This window comes from Vibrio sp. 14N.309.X.WAT.E.F5 (assembly GCF_030397615.1).
Taxonomy (GTDB): domain Bacteria; phylum Pseudomonadota; class Gammaproteobacteria; order Enterobacterales; family Vibrionaceae; genus Vibrio; species Vibrio lentus.
Map to the genome: position 1 here is coordinate 177552 of NZ_JAPNXR010000010.1, position 13820 is coordinate 191371.

The 13820-nt window shown below is 44.4% G+C and carries 17 protein-coding genes and 1 pseudogene; 9 read left to right on the forward strand and 9 right to left on the reverse strand.

All coding sequences use genetic code 11. From position 1 onward, the window contains the following. Positions 1-34 precede the first annotated feature (34 nt). The gene (locus tag OW495_RS13340) at positions 35-1489 is read right to left on the reverse strand and encodes a M48 family metallopeptidase (RefSeq protein ID WP_102306499.1); all 1455 of its coding nucleotides are present in this window, start codon (positions 1487-1489) and stop codon (positions 35-37) included. Between the two features lie 178 nt (positions 1490-1667). Between OW495_RS13340 and OW495_RS13345 the strand changes: the two genes are divergently transcribed. Both OW495_RS13345 and OW495_RS13350 read left to right on the forward strand, forming a co-directional pair. After that, positions 1668-1907 (forward strand): sulfurtransferase TusA family protein, encoded by a 240-nt coding sequence (locus OW495_RS13345; protein ID WP_102485343.1) that lies wholly within the window; start codon positions 1668-1670, stop codon positions 1905-1907. Then, on the forward strand, positions 1900-2976 hold the full coding sequence (locus OW495_RS13350; RefSeq protein ID WP_017107217.1) for an AI-2E family transporter: 1077 nt from the start codon (positions 1900-1902) through the stop codon (positions 2974-2976). The genes OW495_RS13345 and OW495_RS13350 overlap by 8 nt, the downstream gene beginning before the upstream one ends. A 154-nt stretch (positions 2977-3130) precedes the next feature. Here OW495_RS13350 and bcp read toward each other — a convergent pair whose 3' ends face one another. Together bcp and OW495_RS13360 are read right to left on the reverse strand one after the other, a co-directional pair. Next, positions 3131-3601 (reverse strand): thioredoxin-dependent thiol peroxidase, encoded by a 471-nt coding sequence (gene bcp / locus OW495_RS13355; protein ID WP_102513486.1) that lies wholly within the window; start codon positions 3599-3601, stop codon positions 3131-3133. 12 nt (positions 3602-3613) lie between these two features. After that, positions 3614-4156, reverse strand: a complete 543-nt coding sequence (locus OW495_RS13360) for a glycine cleavage system protein R (protein ID WP_017107219.1) — start codon at positions 4154-4156, stop codon at positions 3614-3616. Between the two features lie 374 nt (positions 4157-4530). Here OW495_RS13360 and dapA point away from each other — a divergent pair, with 374 nt between their 5' ends. Together dapA and bamC are read left to right on the forward strand one after the other, a co-directional pair. Next, complete coding sequence (gene dapA / locus OW495_RS13365; RefSeq protein ID WP_029223468.1) at positions 4531-5409, forward strand: 4-hydroxy-tetrahydrodipicolinate synthase; 879 nt, start codon at positions 4531-4533, stop codon at positions 5407-5409. A 48-nt stretch (positions 5410-5457) separates the two neighbouring features. Then, positions 5458-6504: an outer membrane protein assembly factor BamC gene (gene bamC, locus OW495_RS13370; protein WP_017110364.1), complete on the forward strand. Its 1047-nt coding sequence runs from the start codon at positions 5458-5460 to the stop codon at positions 6502-6504. Between the two features lie 154 nt (positions 6505-6658). Here the strand turns inward: bamC and OW495_RS13375 are convergent, their stop codons facing one another. The 4 genes from OW495_RS13375 to OW495_RS13390 all read right to left on the reverse strand — a co-directional run bounded on the left by OW495_RS13375 (position 6659) and on the right by OW495_RS13390 (position 9179). After that, positions 6659-6868 carry a DUF2897 family protein gene (locus tag OW495_RS13375; RefSeq protein ID WP_017107222.1) on the reverse strand — a complete coding sequence of 70 codons (210 nt, stop codon included), beginning with the start codon at positions 6866-6868 and terminating at the stop codon, positions 6659-6661. A gap of 8 nt (positions 6869-6876) precedes the next feature. Then, positions 6877-7551 carry a M15 family metallopeptidase gene (locus tag OW495_RS13380; RefSeq protein ID WP_102291171.1) on the reverse strand — a complete coding sequence of 225 codons (675 nt, stop codon included), beginning with the start codon at positions 7549-7551 and terminating at the stop codon, positions 6877-6879. Between the two features lie 46 nt (positions 7552-7597). Continuing rightward, positions 7598-8734 carry a succinyl-diaminopimelate desuccinylase gene (gene dapE, locus OW495_RS13385; protein ID WP_102291170.1) on the reverse strand — a complete coding sequence of 379 codons (1137 nt, stop codon included), beginning with the start codon at positions 8732-8734 and terminating at the stop codon, positions 7598-7600. 97 nt (positions 8735-8831) lie between these two features. After that, entirely contained in the window at positions 8832-9179 is a 348-nt protein-coding gene (locus tag OW495_RS13390; RefSeq protein WP_017110361.1) for an ArsC family reductase, read from the reverse strand. Positions 9180-9384: 205 nt separating this feature from the next. Here OW495_RS13390 and OW495_RS13395 point away from each other — a divergent pair, with 205 nt between their 5' ends. Beyond that, on the forward strand, positions 9385-9672 hold the full coding sequence (locus OW495_RS13395) for a helix-turn-helix domain-containing protein (RefSeq protein ID WP_029223467.1): 288 nt from the start codon (positions 9385-9387) through the stop codon (positions 9670-9672). Positions 9673-9739: 67 nt separating this feature from the next. Here OW495_RS13395 and OW495_RS13400 read toward each other — a convergent pair whose 3' ends face one another. Both OW495_RS13400 and OW495_RS13405 read right to left on the reverse strand, forming a co-directional pair. After that, positions 9740-10081 (reverse strand): DUF4156 domain-containing protein, encoded by a 342-nt coding sequence (locus OW495_RS13400; protein WP_102291169.1) that lies wholly within the window; start codon positions 10079-10081, stop codon positions 9740-9742. A 12-nt stretch (positions 10082-10093) separates the two neighbouring features. Continuing rightward, positions 10094-10438 carry a DUF2956 domain-containing protein gene (locus OW495_RS13405; protein WP_102291168.1) on the reverse strand — a complete coding sequence of 115 codons (345 nt, stop codon included), beginning with the start codon at positions 10436-10438 and terminating at the stop codon, positions 10094-10096. A gap of 109 nt (positions 10439-10547) precedes the next feature. Here OW495_RS13405 and OW495_RS13410 point away from each other — a divergent pair, with 109 nt between their 5' ends. The 4 genes and pseudogenes from OW495_RS13410 to OW495_RS13425 form a co-directional block, all read left to right on the forward strand. Next, positions 10548-11009, forward strand: a complete 462-nt coding sequence (locus tag OW495_RS13410; protein ID WP_065675259.1) for a DUF2919 domain-containing protein — start codon at positions 10548-10550, stop codon at positions 11007-11009. A gap of 65 nt (positions 11010-11074) precedes the next feature. After that, the gene (locus OW495_RS13415) at positions 11075-11998 is read left to right on the forward strand and encodes a Dyp-type peroxidase (protein ID WP_102291167.1); all 924 of its coding nucleotides are present in this window, start codon (positions 11075-11077) and stop codon (positions 11996-11998) included. Positions 11999-12119: 121 nt separating this feature from the next. Beyond that, the gene (locus OW495_RS13420) at positions 12120-13253 is read left to right on the forward strand and encodes a flagellin (RefSeq protein WP_102291166.1); all 1134 of its coding nucleotides are present in this window, start codon (positions 12120-12122) and stop codon (positions 13251-13253) included. A 296-nt stretch (positions 13254-13549) separates the two neighbouring features. After that, positions 13550-13820, forward strand: a pseudogene (locus OW495_RS13425) (flagellin B); the annotation flags it as partial.

Genomic DNA, 13820 nt, shown 5'->3' on the forward strand with positions numbered 1-13820 from the left:
GCTTTTACCAAGAATTACGGCTAATGACACAAACTTATTGCAACGATAAGAAACGCTCGCGCTGAATCATTAGCTGGTCGAGTCGAGCATCGTAACGTGCTTGTTTTAGACTGCCGAGTTCTGCGATTTGACTTGCCTGCGTGTAGTACTGAATCGCTTTGTTCCAGTTAGCTTGCAGTGCCAAAATTTCTGCGCGAGCGGCCAATTCTTCGTCGCTATTACCAAGGCTTGTATTTACTTTTGAAAGTAGGTGCCAACCATTGGTGTCGTTCGGGTTATCGTGCGTGTAACGTTGCAGCACGCGAACGGCTTCCTGTAGGTCTTCATTTTCAATCAGCGCATTGGCGTAGTTAATGGTCAGAACCGGGTTGTTTGGTTGGCGAACCAGTGCCGATTTAAGTTCTTTGATCGCTATCTCGGGCTGTTTCTGTTCAATGTGCAGATCTGAGATGGCATCTAAATAGAACAGATTGGTTGGATCGCTGTTGATGAGTTTGGTTAGAATCGGTTCAGCTTTATCTAATTTTTTAGTATCTAGATAAACCAATGCTTGGCCATATTCTAATGAAGGCACTATAGCTTTAGGTGCTTTCTTTAGTTGGCGTGCAAACCAGTCCAAGGCCGCATCATTATTGATACCCGCGTAGCGCGCGACAATGCGAGCTCTTGCTAGGTGGTAATCCAATGAAGGAGCCAGTTTAAGTGGCGGATAGCTGCGAGCACGGGCACGAGAGTCTGTGATTCGGTCTTCTGGTAATGGGTGAGTTAGCAGCATTGGTGGTGGTGTGCTTGCGTAGCGGTATTCATCAGCCAAACGACCGAAGAAACGTGGCATTGCATTCACATCGAATCCTGCTTTTGCAAGGGTGTTGATACCAAAGCGGTCGGCTTCTTTTTCATTACTACGTGTGTAGTTGATCTGGCTTTGCATGTTACCCGCCGTTGTTGCGGTTAATGCAGCAATACCAGCTTCAGGAGCTGCAATGGCCAGCAATACAGACGCCGCAAGCGCTGCGATGGTGGCTGGAGAACGGCGAGCTTGGTCTTCCATACTACGTGCTAAGTGACGTTGGGTAACGTGCGCGATTTCGTGCGCTAATACCGAAGCGAGTTCACTTTCTGATTGTGCATGCAAGAACAGACCTGAGTGCAGCGCAACGTAACCTCCAAAGAAAGCGAAGGCGTTAATGTTGCGGTCACGGATCATAAAGAACTGGAAAGGGGTCTTTACATCATTCGCGTTTGCGACAAGGCGGTGGCCGAGCGTATCGATATATTGGTTTAGAACAGGGTCGTTGACGATGGGCTGGCTGCTTCTGATGATGCGCATGTAGGCATCACCATAGATAAGTTCTTGATCGATAGTGAGTGTGCCGCCAGCAGCGGTGCCGATATCCGGTAGATCCAAACCATTGGTATTTGCCAAAGTTGGTGTGCTTAATGTAGCTGCGATGCATAAGCAAGCAATTGAACGAGCGCGTTTAAACATATTAGTCAGTAATACTCCGTTTCTTCTGACAGTAAGACAAGAGCAATGCAAATTGGTTCTTTATCTGATTTAACCTTTACTAAGTGCGTGCGCTATCATTAAGGAAGATGAATGAATGATGGCGCGTTTTCAAAAACAGATTACAATACGACCCTTATAATAAGCATCGAGCCCAAGAATGACACCTAATATTCTAGATTTACGCCAAGAGCGATGTCCAATGGCTTTATTATTAGCCAAGCGTCACAGTGTAAAGTTAGAAGTAGGACAGTCATTGTCAATTTATGTCTCTGATAATAGCTCGATGAAAGATATTGTTACTTTTTTGTCTAAGCAAGCCTATGACGTCATCTCTGAGGTTTGCTCTAATTACCATCATATCCTCGTCACTAAAAAGGAATTGCAGTCAGATGCTTGAAATGGTCAATCGTTGGTATAAACGACGTTTCTCTGATCCCCACGCTGTCAGTTTGGTTGCCATCATTCTATTCGGCTTTATTACGATCTACTTCTTTGGTCACCTTATTGCGCCATTATTGGTGGCCATTGTGTTGGCTTACTTGCTTGAGTGGCCCGTTACCCAACTCCAAAGACTCGGCGTTCCAAGAACCCCTTCAGTGATGTTGGTGATCTTAATGTTCTTTAGCGTGATGCTATTGGCGATATTTGGTTTGGTACCGACCATTTGGGAGCAAGTGGGCAACCTAATCAATGATATTCCAAGCATGTATGGCAGCCTACAAAAGTTCATCGCGACGATTCCAGAGCGTTACCCTGAACTGGCTAACTTACAGATTGTTGAGTCAGTTATGTCTAACGCGAAGAACAAAGCGTTAGGCTTTGGCGAAAGCGTTGTTAAAGGCTCTTTAGCGTCTCTTGTGAGCTTAGCGACCTTGGCGGTTTACTTGATTCTCGTACCACTGCTTATCTTCTTCTTGTTAAAAGACAAAGAAGAGATGATCAGAATGGCGAGTGGTGTACTTCCTCGAAATCGTCGTTTAGCGACCAAAGTATGGGAAGAGATGAACCAGCAAATCTCGAACTACATTCGTGGTAAAGTCTTGGAGATTTTAATCGTTGGTGGTGTGAGTTATGTAACCTTCGCGATTTTAGATCTTCGTTATTCAGTATTGTTAGCGGTCGCGGTTGGTTTCTCTGTATTGATTCCTTATATCGGCGCGGCAGCTGTGACTGTTCCAGTAGCGATTGTTGGCCTGTTCCAGTGGGGACTAGAGCCTCAATTTTACTGGCTGTTACTTGCGTACGGCATCATCCAAGCACTAGATGGCAACGTGTTGGTTCCGGTTTTGTTCTCTGAAGCCGTGAACCTGCACCCAGTCGCGATTATTGTTGCGGTATTGGTGTTTGGCGGGCTGTGGGGGTTCTGGGGTGTGTTCTTTGCTATCCCGCTGGCGACGTTAGTGAAGGCGGTTTGGAATGCGTTACCAAGTCATGCTCTTGACGATGACCCTGAGCATCAATCGTAATTGAATGCGCTATCAATTTGAATGCGCTATCAATTTTAATAAGTAAAAAAGGCCGAATATCCATGATATTCGGCCTTTTTGCATTTGGCTTAGTGAGTAGTGTATTTAGATTCGCTAGGTGCGAATTTAGAGAGTCAACTCACTGAAGTCGAGATTAAACTTCTGGGTTGAAGTAATCTAAAACCACTTCGTGGTGAGTCTTAGTCTTGAACTTATTGAAGACGTGTTCAATCTGACCTTCTTCATCGATTAGGAAGCTAATACGGTGCAGACCATCGTAGATCTTACCCATGAATTTTTTCTCACCCCAAACGCCAAACTGTTCAGCAACGCTGTGGTCTTCATCTGATAATAGAGTGAAGTTCAGAGACTTCTTCTCAACGAAGTTTGGTAGGCGTTTGACTGGATCAACACTCACACCTAGAACAACCACATTCAGGTCATCAAGCTGTGCTTTGATATCACGCAGGCCTTCCGCTTGTACGATACAACCTGGAGTCATTGCTTTTGGGTAAAAGTAGAAAAGTACTTTCTTACCTTTAAAGTCACCAAGAGATACGATATTGCCATCTTGATCTGGAAGAGAAAAAGCAGGTGCTGGAACACCAGCCGTTAGCGTATTCATGACATTTCCTTTTTAAAGACTGTTTTTGATAAAGTTGAGCGAGCCTTGTACGGATAGGCTCAGACACAGCGCGTCGAATTCTTCTTGTAGCTGCATCAAATTACATTCTGATTGAACAGAAGCGGTAATAGAGATATGGAATTGGTCGTTGTCGAGTTGAACCTTCGACTTATTGATGGTTCGAGCGCTCAGCGAGTCGAGTCCGATGTTGCGGTCTGCAAAGAACTGAGTGAACTGCTCGGTAAGGCCGATTTTGTCGTCTGACTCAACGAACACCTCTACGGTGTAAGAGTTCTCAATCACATCATGAGTTGAGGTTCGCTTCATAATCGTAATCAAGTCGTGCTCTTGTCCAAGCAAGGGCAGGGTGGTTTCAACGCGGGTGATGTTGTTTGCCTTTCCAGACAGCAGCATGATAAGCGTAAATTCTTCGCCAAATAGAGCGATACGGCTATCAATAATGTTACAGCCTGATTGGGTGACTAAATGAACCACTTGGTTGCATACACCTGGGCGATCTGTGCCCACAGCTGTGATTACTAGATGTTGAGTCATAAAATCACGTCTCTTTATATTCCATTGATTCATGCATGTTAGCACAGTTAACAAGAGGAATAAGTGTAGGAGGGGGGCTTTTATGAGGCGTTTTTCTTCCGATGCGTAGCAAATGGTAGGAATATCGAGGAGGCTAAAAAAACAAGATAGCGCCACGTTGCGACAGCTTACCTGTTACTGACATCGAGTTTAGCCCTATCCGTTAGATTGAGCGTAGATGACCAAAATTTTAGATAGAACGGCGTTAGAAGTCGTTTTACCTCAAACATACGACAATATTTAATGCAGTTGTTGCCAGTAAGCCACTTTAATGTCTTGTGTTTATTGATCGGCTTACAGTAACATGCAAAAAGAATAAATTAAGGGAGATAGACATGTTTTCAGGAAGTATCGTTGCGCTAGTTACGCCATTTAATACAGATGGTGAAGTGGATTTCGACAGCCTTAAAAAGTTGGTTGAGTACCATGTTGCTGCAGGTAGTGATGGTCTGGTTGCGGTTGGCACAACAGGTGAGTCTTCTACGCTCACTATTGAAGAGCATGTCAAAGTCGTCAATAAGATCGTTGAATTTGCCGATGGTCGTATCCCTGTTATTGCAGGTACAGGCGCAAATGCAACTCACGAGTCAGTGTTATTCAGCCGTTTGTTGAACGGTTCTGGTATTGCTGGTTGCCTGAGCGTAACGCCTTACTACAACAAACCAACTCAAGAAGGTTTGTACCAACACTATAAAGCGATTGCTGAAGTTAGTGACGTTCCACAAATCCTATACAATGTTCCGGGTCGTACTGCCGTTGACTTGTTACCAGAAACGGTTGCTCGCCTTGCTGAGATCGAAAACATCGTTGCACTTAAAGATGCGACGGGTGATCTCGACAGAATTGCAATTCACCGTGAACTTTGTGGCGAAGACTTTATCTTACTAAGTGGTGATGACTTAACAGGTCTAGAATTTGTTAAGCGTGGTGGTGATGGTGTTATCTCTGTAACCAATAATGTTGCAGCGGCTGATATGGCAACCATGTTCAAACTAGCGAAAGAAGGTAAGTTTGAAGAAGCAGAAGCGATCAATGAGCGTTTGATGCCTCTTCACAAAAACTTGTTCGTTGAGTCTAACCCTATTCCCGTAAAATGGGCGGTTCACAAATTGGGTCTGATTGCTGAAGGTGGCTTACGTCTACCACTGACTGAATTGTCAAAGCCAGCTCAACCTGTTGTTGCTCAAGCAATGACTGAAGCGTGCATTTACTAAAACGTATGAAATGATGCCGAAGCGAACCTTCGGCATTTAGGAGTATAAATGAAGTATTCTCACCAGCTAGTGATTGGGTCACTGGCTGTTTTCGTTCTTACAGCATGTTCTGGCAGCCCGACTCAACGTCGCCAAGCCAAAGATGATTTCGAATACTTAGAAACACCTGAGTTTTCACAATGGCAACTGCCTGAAGATGCTCAACCTCAGTTCTACCCAAATTTTGATATCCCAAGCGGTGAATTCAGTGGTGGTACAGGTCGTCAAGTGGATATTCGTCCGCCTCAACAGGTTCTTGAACTGATCCCAGGTGCTCGTGCTGAGCGTCAAAACGGTGAAGTGACACTATGGCTTCTTCGTGCTGAAGAAGCAGACCGAGTGTGGCAAACAGCGGTAGACATGCTAGCTCAGCGTGGCATTGGCATTCGTGAGCAATCAGAGAACGACATTGAGACCGATTGGGTAACTTGGGTTTCTGAGGACGAAGAAGTAGAGATTGGCAGCCGCTATTCTATCTCTCGTTTCCAAGCGAACAATCGCCATGGCTTCAAGATTAATCTGATTGATTGGCGTGAAGGTTCTGAAGAAAAACCTGTATCGGCAACCAATAAAGAGCGTTACAACGCGTTCCTAACGAACCTTGTGATGGCTAAGTACGATGAAAACCTTCGTGCTGAAGCTGCACTGAAAGCGCAAGAGTTAGTGAAACGTATCCCTATTTCAATGGGTGCTGACCGCAGTGGTTTCCCTGTGATCATCGCGCGTACGCCTTACAACGTATTGTGGCAACGCTTGCCTGAACTGCTACCTCAAATGGGCTTTGAGCTTGAAGAGCGTAACCAGTCTCAAGGTACCGTAAAAGCGAAATACGCAGCGCCTGATGATGAGTTCTGGGAAACAGTTGGCCTACAGCCTATTGACCTAGCGCCAGGTACATACACCTTCTTGTTTGGTGATCTTGGTAACCGTACGTCGATTAACGTAACGGATGCATCAGGTAAGCCAGTAGAAGAAGAGCTCTTGAAGTCAATGGTTCCGGTATTAGCACACGTTGCTGACCAAACCAAAGATAAGAAAGAAGCAAAAGCTGAATAAGCCCTGAGCTGATTTTGATAAATAAAAAAGAGGACACATTGTGTCCTCTTTTTTTATGTTCGTTCGTCAGCGTTTTATCTATCTGTTGTCTAATTTCTAATTAGGGATCACAGCGCACCTGACTTGTTGGGGCGAGCGCATCAAAGGCATTAGGTTAAGTGTCTTTGTTCTCTGTGGACTTATCTTCTTGAGCTTTCTCTTGGTTCTGTTTATCCAATTGATTGAGCTTGTCTAAGTCTTTCTCTGTTTTATTACGACCTGTCAGATCCATATTGGCGGTCTGTTTGAGCGCAGCAATATTACCCACCACAACGCTAACCACGATGATGATGATAACCCAAGGGTTTGTAAGCCACTCCAACATAAGCGCTCCTAATGACTGATATTCGCCACGAAGCACGCATAGATCTCGTCTAGCTGCTCCATAATTATCTCATACCCTAATATTGGCTTAGATTGGAGTTGCTTGCCAAGTAAAGTGGGAGATAACTGTGATAAACACAACTGTGAAACTTTACGGTGGCTAATATGCCAAGGTTCTATCGCAACACCGCCAAGGTCTTGGCTGTAAGGGAAGAAGAACCCATATTGAGATGCATTGGCAACAAGCCATTGGTAAAACGCCTGCTGGTGGCCAGTAAGGTATTCCCATGGCTCCAGTTGTAGCTTTGTGCCTTCAGGTAAGTGATTGCGAGCAAAGACGTCAAAGTCACAACCCCAATGATGACGACTCGCTCCAGGAAGCGCAGACCACCTCAGAATCGCCGACAACTTTTGCTGTTCACTGAGTGTTGAAGCATCCAGTGGTTGGCTTTCTGAGTCTAATATCGGTACTTCACCAGAAAATTTGCGGTTCCAAATCAGAGATTGCCTTTCATAGTCGCGAAAGCCACTGGCAATCTCCATTTTAAAACCAGCGACTTGAGCAGCTTCAATCAAATTGTTTAGGTCATCTTTGACATCACTGTGGACCAAGAAGGTCTTGGTGCCAATCAGGCTAGGTTCCAGATGAGAATCTGATTGTCCGGTAAGCTGCTCTGGTGTCATAACGCGTCTCTCAATAATTAGATGCTATCAATCGCTGATCAAAGAACTATTTAGCGAACAGGTTCACTAGTGTTCTTTCGTACATGTCGGTTAGCTTCTCTAAGTCAGCCACTTTCACGCATTCGTTAACCTTGTGAATGGTCGCATTAACCGGACCTAGCTCTACTACTTGCCCTTTCATGCGCGCAATAAAGCGTCCGTCAGATGTACCACCTGTAGTCAGTAGTGCTGGTTTTACGTCATTGACGTGACCAACAGCATCAACAATAGCATCAAGCAGTGAGCCTGCGTCGGTTAAGAACGGGTCGCCATTGAATGTCCATTTCAAATCGTATTCGAAATCGTATTTGTCGAGTGTATTTGTGATTCTCTCAACGATGATGTCGTTGTTTAACTCTGTGCTAAAGCGAAGGTTAAACTGAACATTAAATTCACCAGGAATCACGTTTGATGCGCCAGTACCCGCACTGACATTTGGTATCTGGAAGCTGGTCGGCGGGAAGTAGTCATTTCCTTTATCCCACTCGGTAGTAGCCAGTTCATTGATCGCAAGCAGAGAGCTATGTACCGGGTTGTTCGCTAGGTGAGGGTAAGCAACATGACCTTGTGTGCCTTTAACTGTTAGATCACCAGTGATAGAACCACGACGGCCGTTTTTCACGACATCACCAACGTACTCAGTACTTGATGGTTCACCCACAATGCACATGTCGATGTTCTCGCCACGAGCCATCAGTGCTTCAACAACACGTACAGTACCGTTGATGAAAGGACCTTCTTCATCTGACGTGATAAGGAAACCGATTGAGCCGGTGTGATCAGGGTGCTTAGCGATGAACTGCTCTACTGCAACGATCATTGAAGCTAGAGAACCTTTCATATCTGCCGCGCCGCGACCGTGTAGGAAGCCGTCTACGATAGTCGGTTCGAATGGTTTAGTGTTCCACTGCTCAATTGGGCCTGCAGGTACAACATCTGTGTGGCCAGCAAAAGCAAATAGAGGCGCTTTTGTACCACGGCGAGCCCAGAAGTTCGTCGTATCTTCAAATACCATCACTTCGATTTCAAAGCCGAGTGCTTTTAAGCGTTCAATCATCAGGTCTTGGCAGCCTGCATCTTCTGGTGTTACTGATTGACGGCTGATTAGGTCTTTTGCCAGAGCCAAAGTTGGGCTATCTGTCATCCTTGAATTCCTTGTTTAAATAAAACGTCTAGTCATTAATTGTTGAGCGCTGAATAGGGGAGGTTCAACGCTTTGTTATTTATTCTAATACTGCTAATTACGCAAAAATAGCGGCATATTGGTCAGCTTTAAAGCCGATGTGAAGCTTGCCATCAACTTTCAAAATTGGGCGCTTGATCATTGCCGGTTGTTCAACAAGTAGAGCCACTGCTTTTTCTTCCGTTAGCGTGTCTTTTTGTTCTTGAGTCAATTGGCGATAAGTCGTACCACGTTTGTTTAGCACCAACTCCCAACCAAGCTCTGAACAGAAGCTTGTTACTAACTCTTCAGTGATACCTTGTTTACGATAATCGTGAAATTCGAACTCGATACCTTCAGCTTCTAGCCATTTTTTTGCTTTTTTGATGGTGTCGCAGTTCGGAATGCCAAACATAGTGATAGTCATTATTCTTCCTTTGGGTGATTTTATTTCGTTGTTATGAGTTGAATCCTATCAGGAAGCTGCAATTCAGACAAAATAGAGTGAGGAATATTTCATAGAGTGAAAAAAAACAGTAAGAAAATGTCACTATTGGAGACTTATTGATCAGCCTCAACATGTTGTCAGCGAAAAAAGAAATAATTGAGTTGCACATATATAGGAGGTGTCAATGGAGTTGAGTCCTGTTTTTGCAAGGCGGCTATATTTAGCATTGTTAGTGGAAAGCCTTGATAGGCCAAATGTGCCTAAACTCATCGAAAAAACGGGTTGGCCTCGTCGTACTATTCAAGATGTACTCAAGGCGTTACCGGGGATCGGTATCGAACTTATGTTTGTTCAAGATGGGCGACGTCATAATGATGGTTATTACCAGTTATCCGACTGGGGGCCATTTGATAGTCAATGGGTTATCGAACGTAAAGGCGATATAGCAACAAGCCTTGGATTTAGTGCATAAGCCAGCGAAAGCTGGCTTTCTTTTGGGCGCCATAAAATCAAAGCATATCGAGATGCCGATTTACTGATTAATTTTCTTTCTTACACAGATAGGCTGTGCCAAGCATAGTGACGGAAGTACTAAAGTCTTGGGGAAGTGTGAATATAACGGTGTCTGCGCCTAATTCAATGGCGTTGAATTTTAACTCGTTCATTGCGCCTTGAATCAGAGTGTCATTTGGGAAGAATAGGTAGCTGTACCAGTGGCCTTCGCTGCCTGTGACTTCTCCTTTGTACTCGCACTTGTTGATATCAATCAGTCCGTGATAATCCATTTGTACTTGGTCAGCTTCGCTATGCGGGACTGTCGTCGGTGTCGTGCACCCTAATAATATGCCAGTCATAGCTAAAGCGACTAATTCCTTTTTCATACGTTTACCCTGCTATTTCATCAAATAAATCGCGAAACCTACCCAGCTTGCGATCAATAGTAACCACGGTAATTTACTGGTGTGATTTGATGTTGTTTCAATACTTGCGTCTACATTGTTCTCTTCGTCTAGATTCGCTTGTTGAGTTTGCTTCTCTTTCTGTACACGTTTCTTTGCTTTGTCAGCTTGGCGACTGCGTTCTTTTTGCTGTTTCTTGTAAAGTGCGATGCCTTTCTCGATACCCTGAGCAATCAACTTCGTTTGTTCTTTGGTTTGAGCTGGCTTTTGCGTCGCTTTGGCTATCTTCAGTGCTTCTTGTTGAGATTCAACAGACGGTGTATTAGTTTTCTTTTTCATACTGAGTTCGATAATTAAAACGGATTAGCCAATAAGATAACGCAAACCTAGTTAAGTATGAATGATTTGCGTTAAAGTGTTGGTTTGAAAATAAGTGAAAGTGAGATTTGTGCGGTACTCCATAGAACAATACGACAAACACGGCTTTTTGAAAGCCCCGATCTTATTATGGTTAGGTTGGCTATTTCTGGCGAAAGCTTTGGTCGTTTTCATTGTTGCGGGCGCAAGCCGAGAGTCGGGTACGGATATCCTCGAGATAATCTATCCTGACCACCAGATGTTTTATGTCGGAATCGCGTTGAGTGTCCCTAGCCTGTTATTGATGTGGCTGTTTGGGCTTAGAACACCAGATAGAAAGCGCCTAAATAAAGTCGTGTCTTGGGGGCGTTGGGTCACCATGATGGCTATCTTGGCGCAGGGGTCTCATACCATTTATTTAATCTATTTGGATAATGGATGGTTCCGTTGGTCAAATGGCATCACCCTGTTGTTGCTCCTATGGTTAGCGCTTTTTCTAACCAATAGTCATGCCGCTAGGGATTGCTTTAAAGTGGTTGAGCTCGAAGACTGATTCTCATCAAAACATTTGTCCCATTCACAATTATACTTAGAAGCTAAAAATGAAAGGATTAATCTATGCTTAACATCTCAAATGAGCAGCCTAACGTTCAAAGTGCTATCTTGCCAGAAGCTGGGCCTTTCGCTCTTTACGTTCAATTAAAAGTGAATGCTAACGCTGCTAACGTACTAGCAGAAATTCAAAAGATTCCTTCGCTAATCGAAGAGCTCAACCAAACTCAACCAGATGCGAACTTAACGGCGTCGGTTGCGTTCTCAAAAGCTTTTTGGGATAAGTTCGAGCAAGCTGCTCCGTCTGACCTCATTGATTTCCCTGCGCTTGGTGAAGGTGATGTCACTGCACCGAGCACATTGTCTGATGTTCTGATTCACTGTCATTCAAATCGACACGATCTGCACTTCTTCATCCTACGTAAATTGCTATCTGAAGTAGCTGCGGATGTTGAAGTAGTTGATGAAACGTACGGTTACCGCTTCCTAGATTCACGTGACATGACCGACTTCGTTGATGGCACCGAAAACCCGAAAGACGCACAGCGCGCTGAAGTGGCGATTGTGCCTGAAGGTGAATTTGCTGGTGGTAGTTATGTAATGGTGCAACGTTTTGTGCATAACCTACCTGCTTGGAACCGATTGAATGTATCGGCACAAGAGAAAGTGGTTGGCCGTACTAAGCCAGATTCAATCGAGCTAGATGATGTTCCTGCGGCGTCTCACGTTGGTCGTGTGGATATCAAAGAACAAGGCAAGGGCCTTAAAATTGTTCGTCACAGCTTACCTTACGGCACAGCAACGGGCGACCACGGCCTACTGTTCATTGCTTACTGTAACGTTCGTCATAACTTTGATGCGATGCTAGAGAGCATGTACGGCGTGACAGATGGTAAAACGGACCAATTGCTTCGTTTTACTAAAGCAGTGACAGGCGCTTACTACTTTGCACCGTCGACTGACATGTTGAGTGCATTAACGGTTAAGTAAATCGTCTCAAATAGAATCAATAAAGGGAGCCTCAGGGCTCCTTTTTTATTAAAGCTTTATATGAATTGGTCGATATAAGAGCAATCGTGAGTTTTATTCATCTTTTTGTAAGTGAAGGTCTATGGCTATAACTGTTAATACAAATGTCTCAGCGCTGGTGGCTCAGAGGAATCTGTCGAATGCCAACAACATGCTGAACCAATCTTTGGAGCGCTTAGCTTCAGGGAGTCGTATTAATAGTGCAAAAGATGATGCAGCTGGCTTACAAATTTCGAATCGATTAGAAGCGCAGATGAGCGGTATTGATGTCGCGGTTCGAAACGCCAACGACGGAATCTCCATTATGCAGACTGCAGAAGGAGCGATGAATGAAACCACCAATATCATGCAGCGCATGCGAGATTTGTCGCTGCAAGCGAGTAATGGTTCGAATAGCCAGTCGGAAAGGACGGCTATTCAAGAAGAAGTGACAGCTCTAAATGATGAGTTGAATCGAATTGCTGAAACCACCTCATTTGGCGGTAAAAAACTTCTTAACGGTAGTTTTGGTAGCACGTCATTTCAAATCGGTGGCAGTTCTGGTGAAGCGGTGCAGATAGGTTTGAAAAATATGCGCACCGATGACATCAACATGGGTGGATTTAGTTATGTTGCCAATGGCAAGGCAAGTGACTTGTGGGAAGTCAAATCCAACCAGAATGATATGACGATGTCATTTACCGACCGTTTTGGTCAGCCACAAGAGATCACCATCAACGCGAAAGCGGGCGATGATATCGAAGAGTTGGCGACTTACATTAATGGTCAAACAGATCTGGTTTCGGCTTCAGTTAATGATGAAGGGCAGCTTCAGATCTATATGTCTGGCGAAGACACGGCAGGCACGATCTCTTTTTCAGGTTCGTTAGCCAGTGAGCTTTCGATGTCGGCGGGTTATTACGAATCAGTCGATGACATCAATGTCACTGATGTAGGTGGAGCGCAGCGTGCTGTCTCTATTTTGGATACAGCGATGAAGTACGTGGATAGTCATCGCTCCGAACTCGGCGCAATGCAAAACCGCTTTGATCATGCGATTAATAATCTCGAAAATGTTCATGAGAACTTGGCGACATCCAACAGCCGAATCAAAGATACAGATTACGCCAAAGAGACCACTCAAATGCTCAAGCAGCAAATATTGCAGCAAGTGAGCACCACAATACTGGCTCAAGCCAAACAAGCGCCGAATCTTGCCTTAACCTTGTTAGGTTAATAAATCACTTCGAATCTTATAAAGATATTTCAGCTTAACTAAAGCCCTTTGGTTAATAAAAATACAAATTTCGATCGACTGACATCCCGACAACTTTAGCGTTTTTCTCATCTTTTTTTGATAATTTTACTGCCAGTCACGCTTTCCTCCCCTTTACCGCTATTTCTTTAATTTTGTTGTTTTTTTCCTAAAGGTTTCGGTATTCACGCCGTTATTAATAGTAACTTAGAGATAACTACTTGGTTTTCCGAGACGTCGGAAACCGCTATACCGGAAAATCAATTGGAGAAGTCACCATGGCAGTGAATGTAAACACCAACGTTTCAGCGATGACAGCACAACGTTACTTAAACAACGCAAACAGCGCACAACAAACATCAATGGAGCGTCTAGCTTCAGGCTCTAAAATCAATAGCGCAAAAGACGACGCTGCGGGCCTACAAATCTCGAACCGTTTGAACGTTCAGAGTCGTGGTCTTGATGTTGCTGTTCGTAACGCGAACGACGGTATCTCTATTGCACAAACTGCTGAAGGTGCAATGAACGAGACAACCAACATCCTGCAAC

Coding starts and splice junctions, on each gene's coding strand:
- dapE (WP_102291170.1), bottom strand. CDS start 8,734: ATGACAGATAGCCCAACTTTGGCTCTGGCAAAAGACCTAATCAGCCGT.
- OW495_RS13380 (WP_102291171.1), bottom strand. CDS start 7,551: ATGACACCAGAGCAGCTTACCGGACAATCAGATTCTCATCTGGAACCT.
- bamC (WP_017110364.1), top strand. CDS start 5,458: ATGAAGTATTCTCACCAGCTAGTGATTGGGTCACTGGCTGTTTTCGTT.
- OW495_RS13405 (WP_102291168.1), bottom strand. CDS start 10,438: ATGAAAAAGAAAACTAATACACCGTCTGTTGAATCTCAACAAGAAGCA.
- OW495_RS13360 (WP_017107219.1), bottom strand. CDS start 4,156: ATGACTCAACATCTAGTAATCACAGCTGTGGGCACAGATCGCCCAGGT.
- OW495_RS13400 (WP_102291169.1), bottom strand. CDS start 10,081: ATGAAAAAGGAATTAGTCGCTTTAGCTATGACTGGCATATTATTAGGG.
- OW495_RS13340 (WP_102306499.1), bottom strand. CDS start 1,489: ATGTTTAAACGCGCTCGTTCAATTGCTTGCTTATGCATCGCAGCTACA.
- OW495_RS13375 (WP_017107222.1), bottom strand. CDS start 6,868: ATGTTGGAGTGGCTTACAAACCCTTGGGTTATCATCATCATCGTGGTT.
- OW495_RS13395 (WP_029223467.1), top strand. CDS start 9,385: ATGGAGTTGAGTCCTGTTTTTGCAAGGCGGCTATATTTAGCATTGTTA.
- OW495_RS13350 (WP_017107217.1), top strand. CDS start 1,900: ATGCTTGAAATGGTCAATCGTTGGTATAAACGACGTTTCTCTGATCCC.
- bcp (WP_102513486.1), bottom strand. CDS start 3,601: ATGAATACGCTAACGGCTGGTGTTCCAGCACCTGCTTTTTCTCTTCCA.
- OW495_RS13420 (WP_102291166.1), top strand. CDS start 12,120: ATGGCTATAACTGTTAATACAAATGTCTCAGCGCTGGTGGCTCAGAGG.
- OW495_RS13345 (WP_102485343.1), top strand. CDS start 1,668: ATGACACCTAATATTCTAGATTTACGCCAAGAGCGATGTCCAATGGCT.
- dapA (WP_029223468.1), top strand. CDS start 4,531: ATGTTTTCAGGAAGTATCGTTGCGCTAGTTACGCCATTTAATACAGAT.
- OW495_RS13390 (WP_017110361.1), bottom strand. CDS start 9,179: ATGACTATCACTATGTTTGGCATTCCGAACTGCGACACCATCAAAAAA.
- OW495_RS13415 (WP_102291167.1), top strand. CDS start 11,075: ATGCTTAACATCTCAAATGAGCAGCCTAACGTTCAAAGTGCTATCTTG.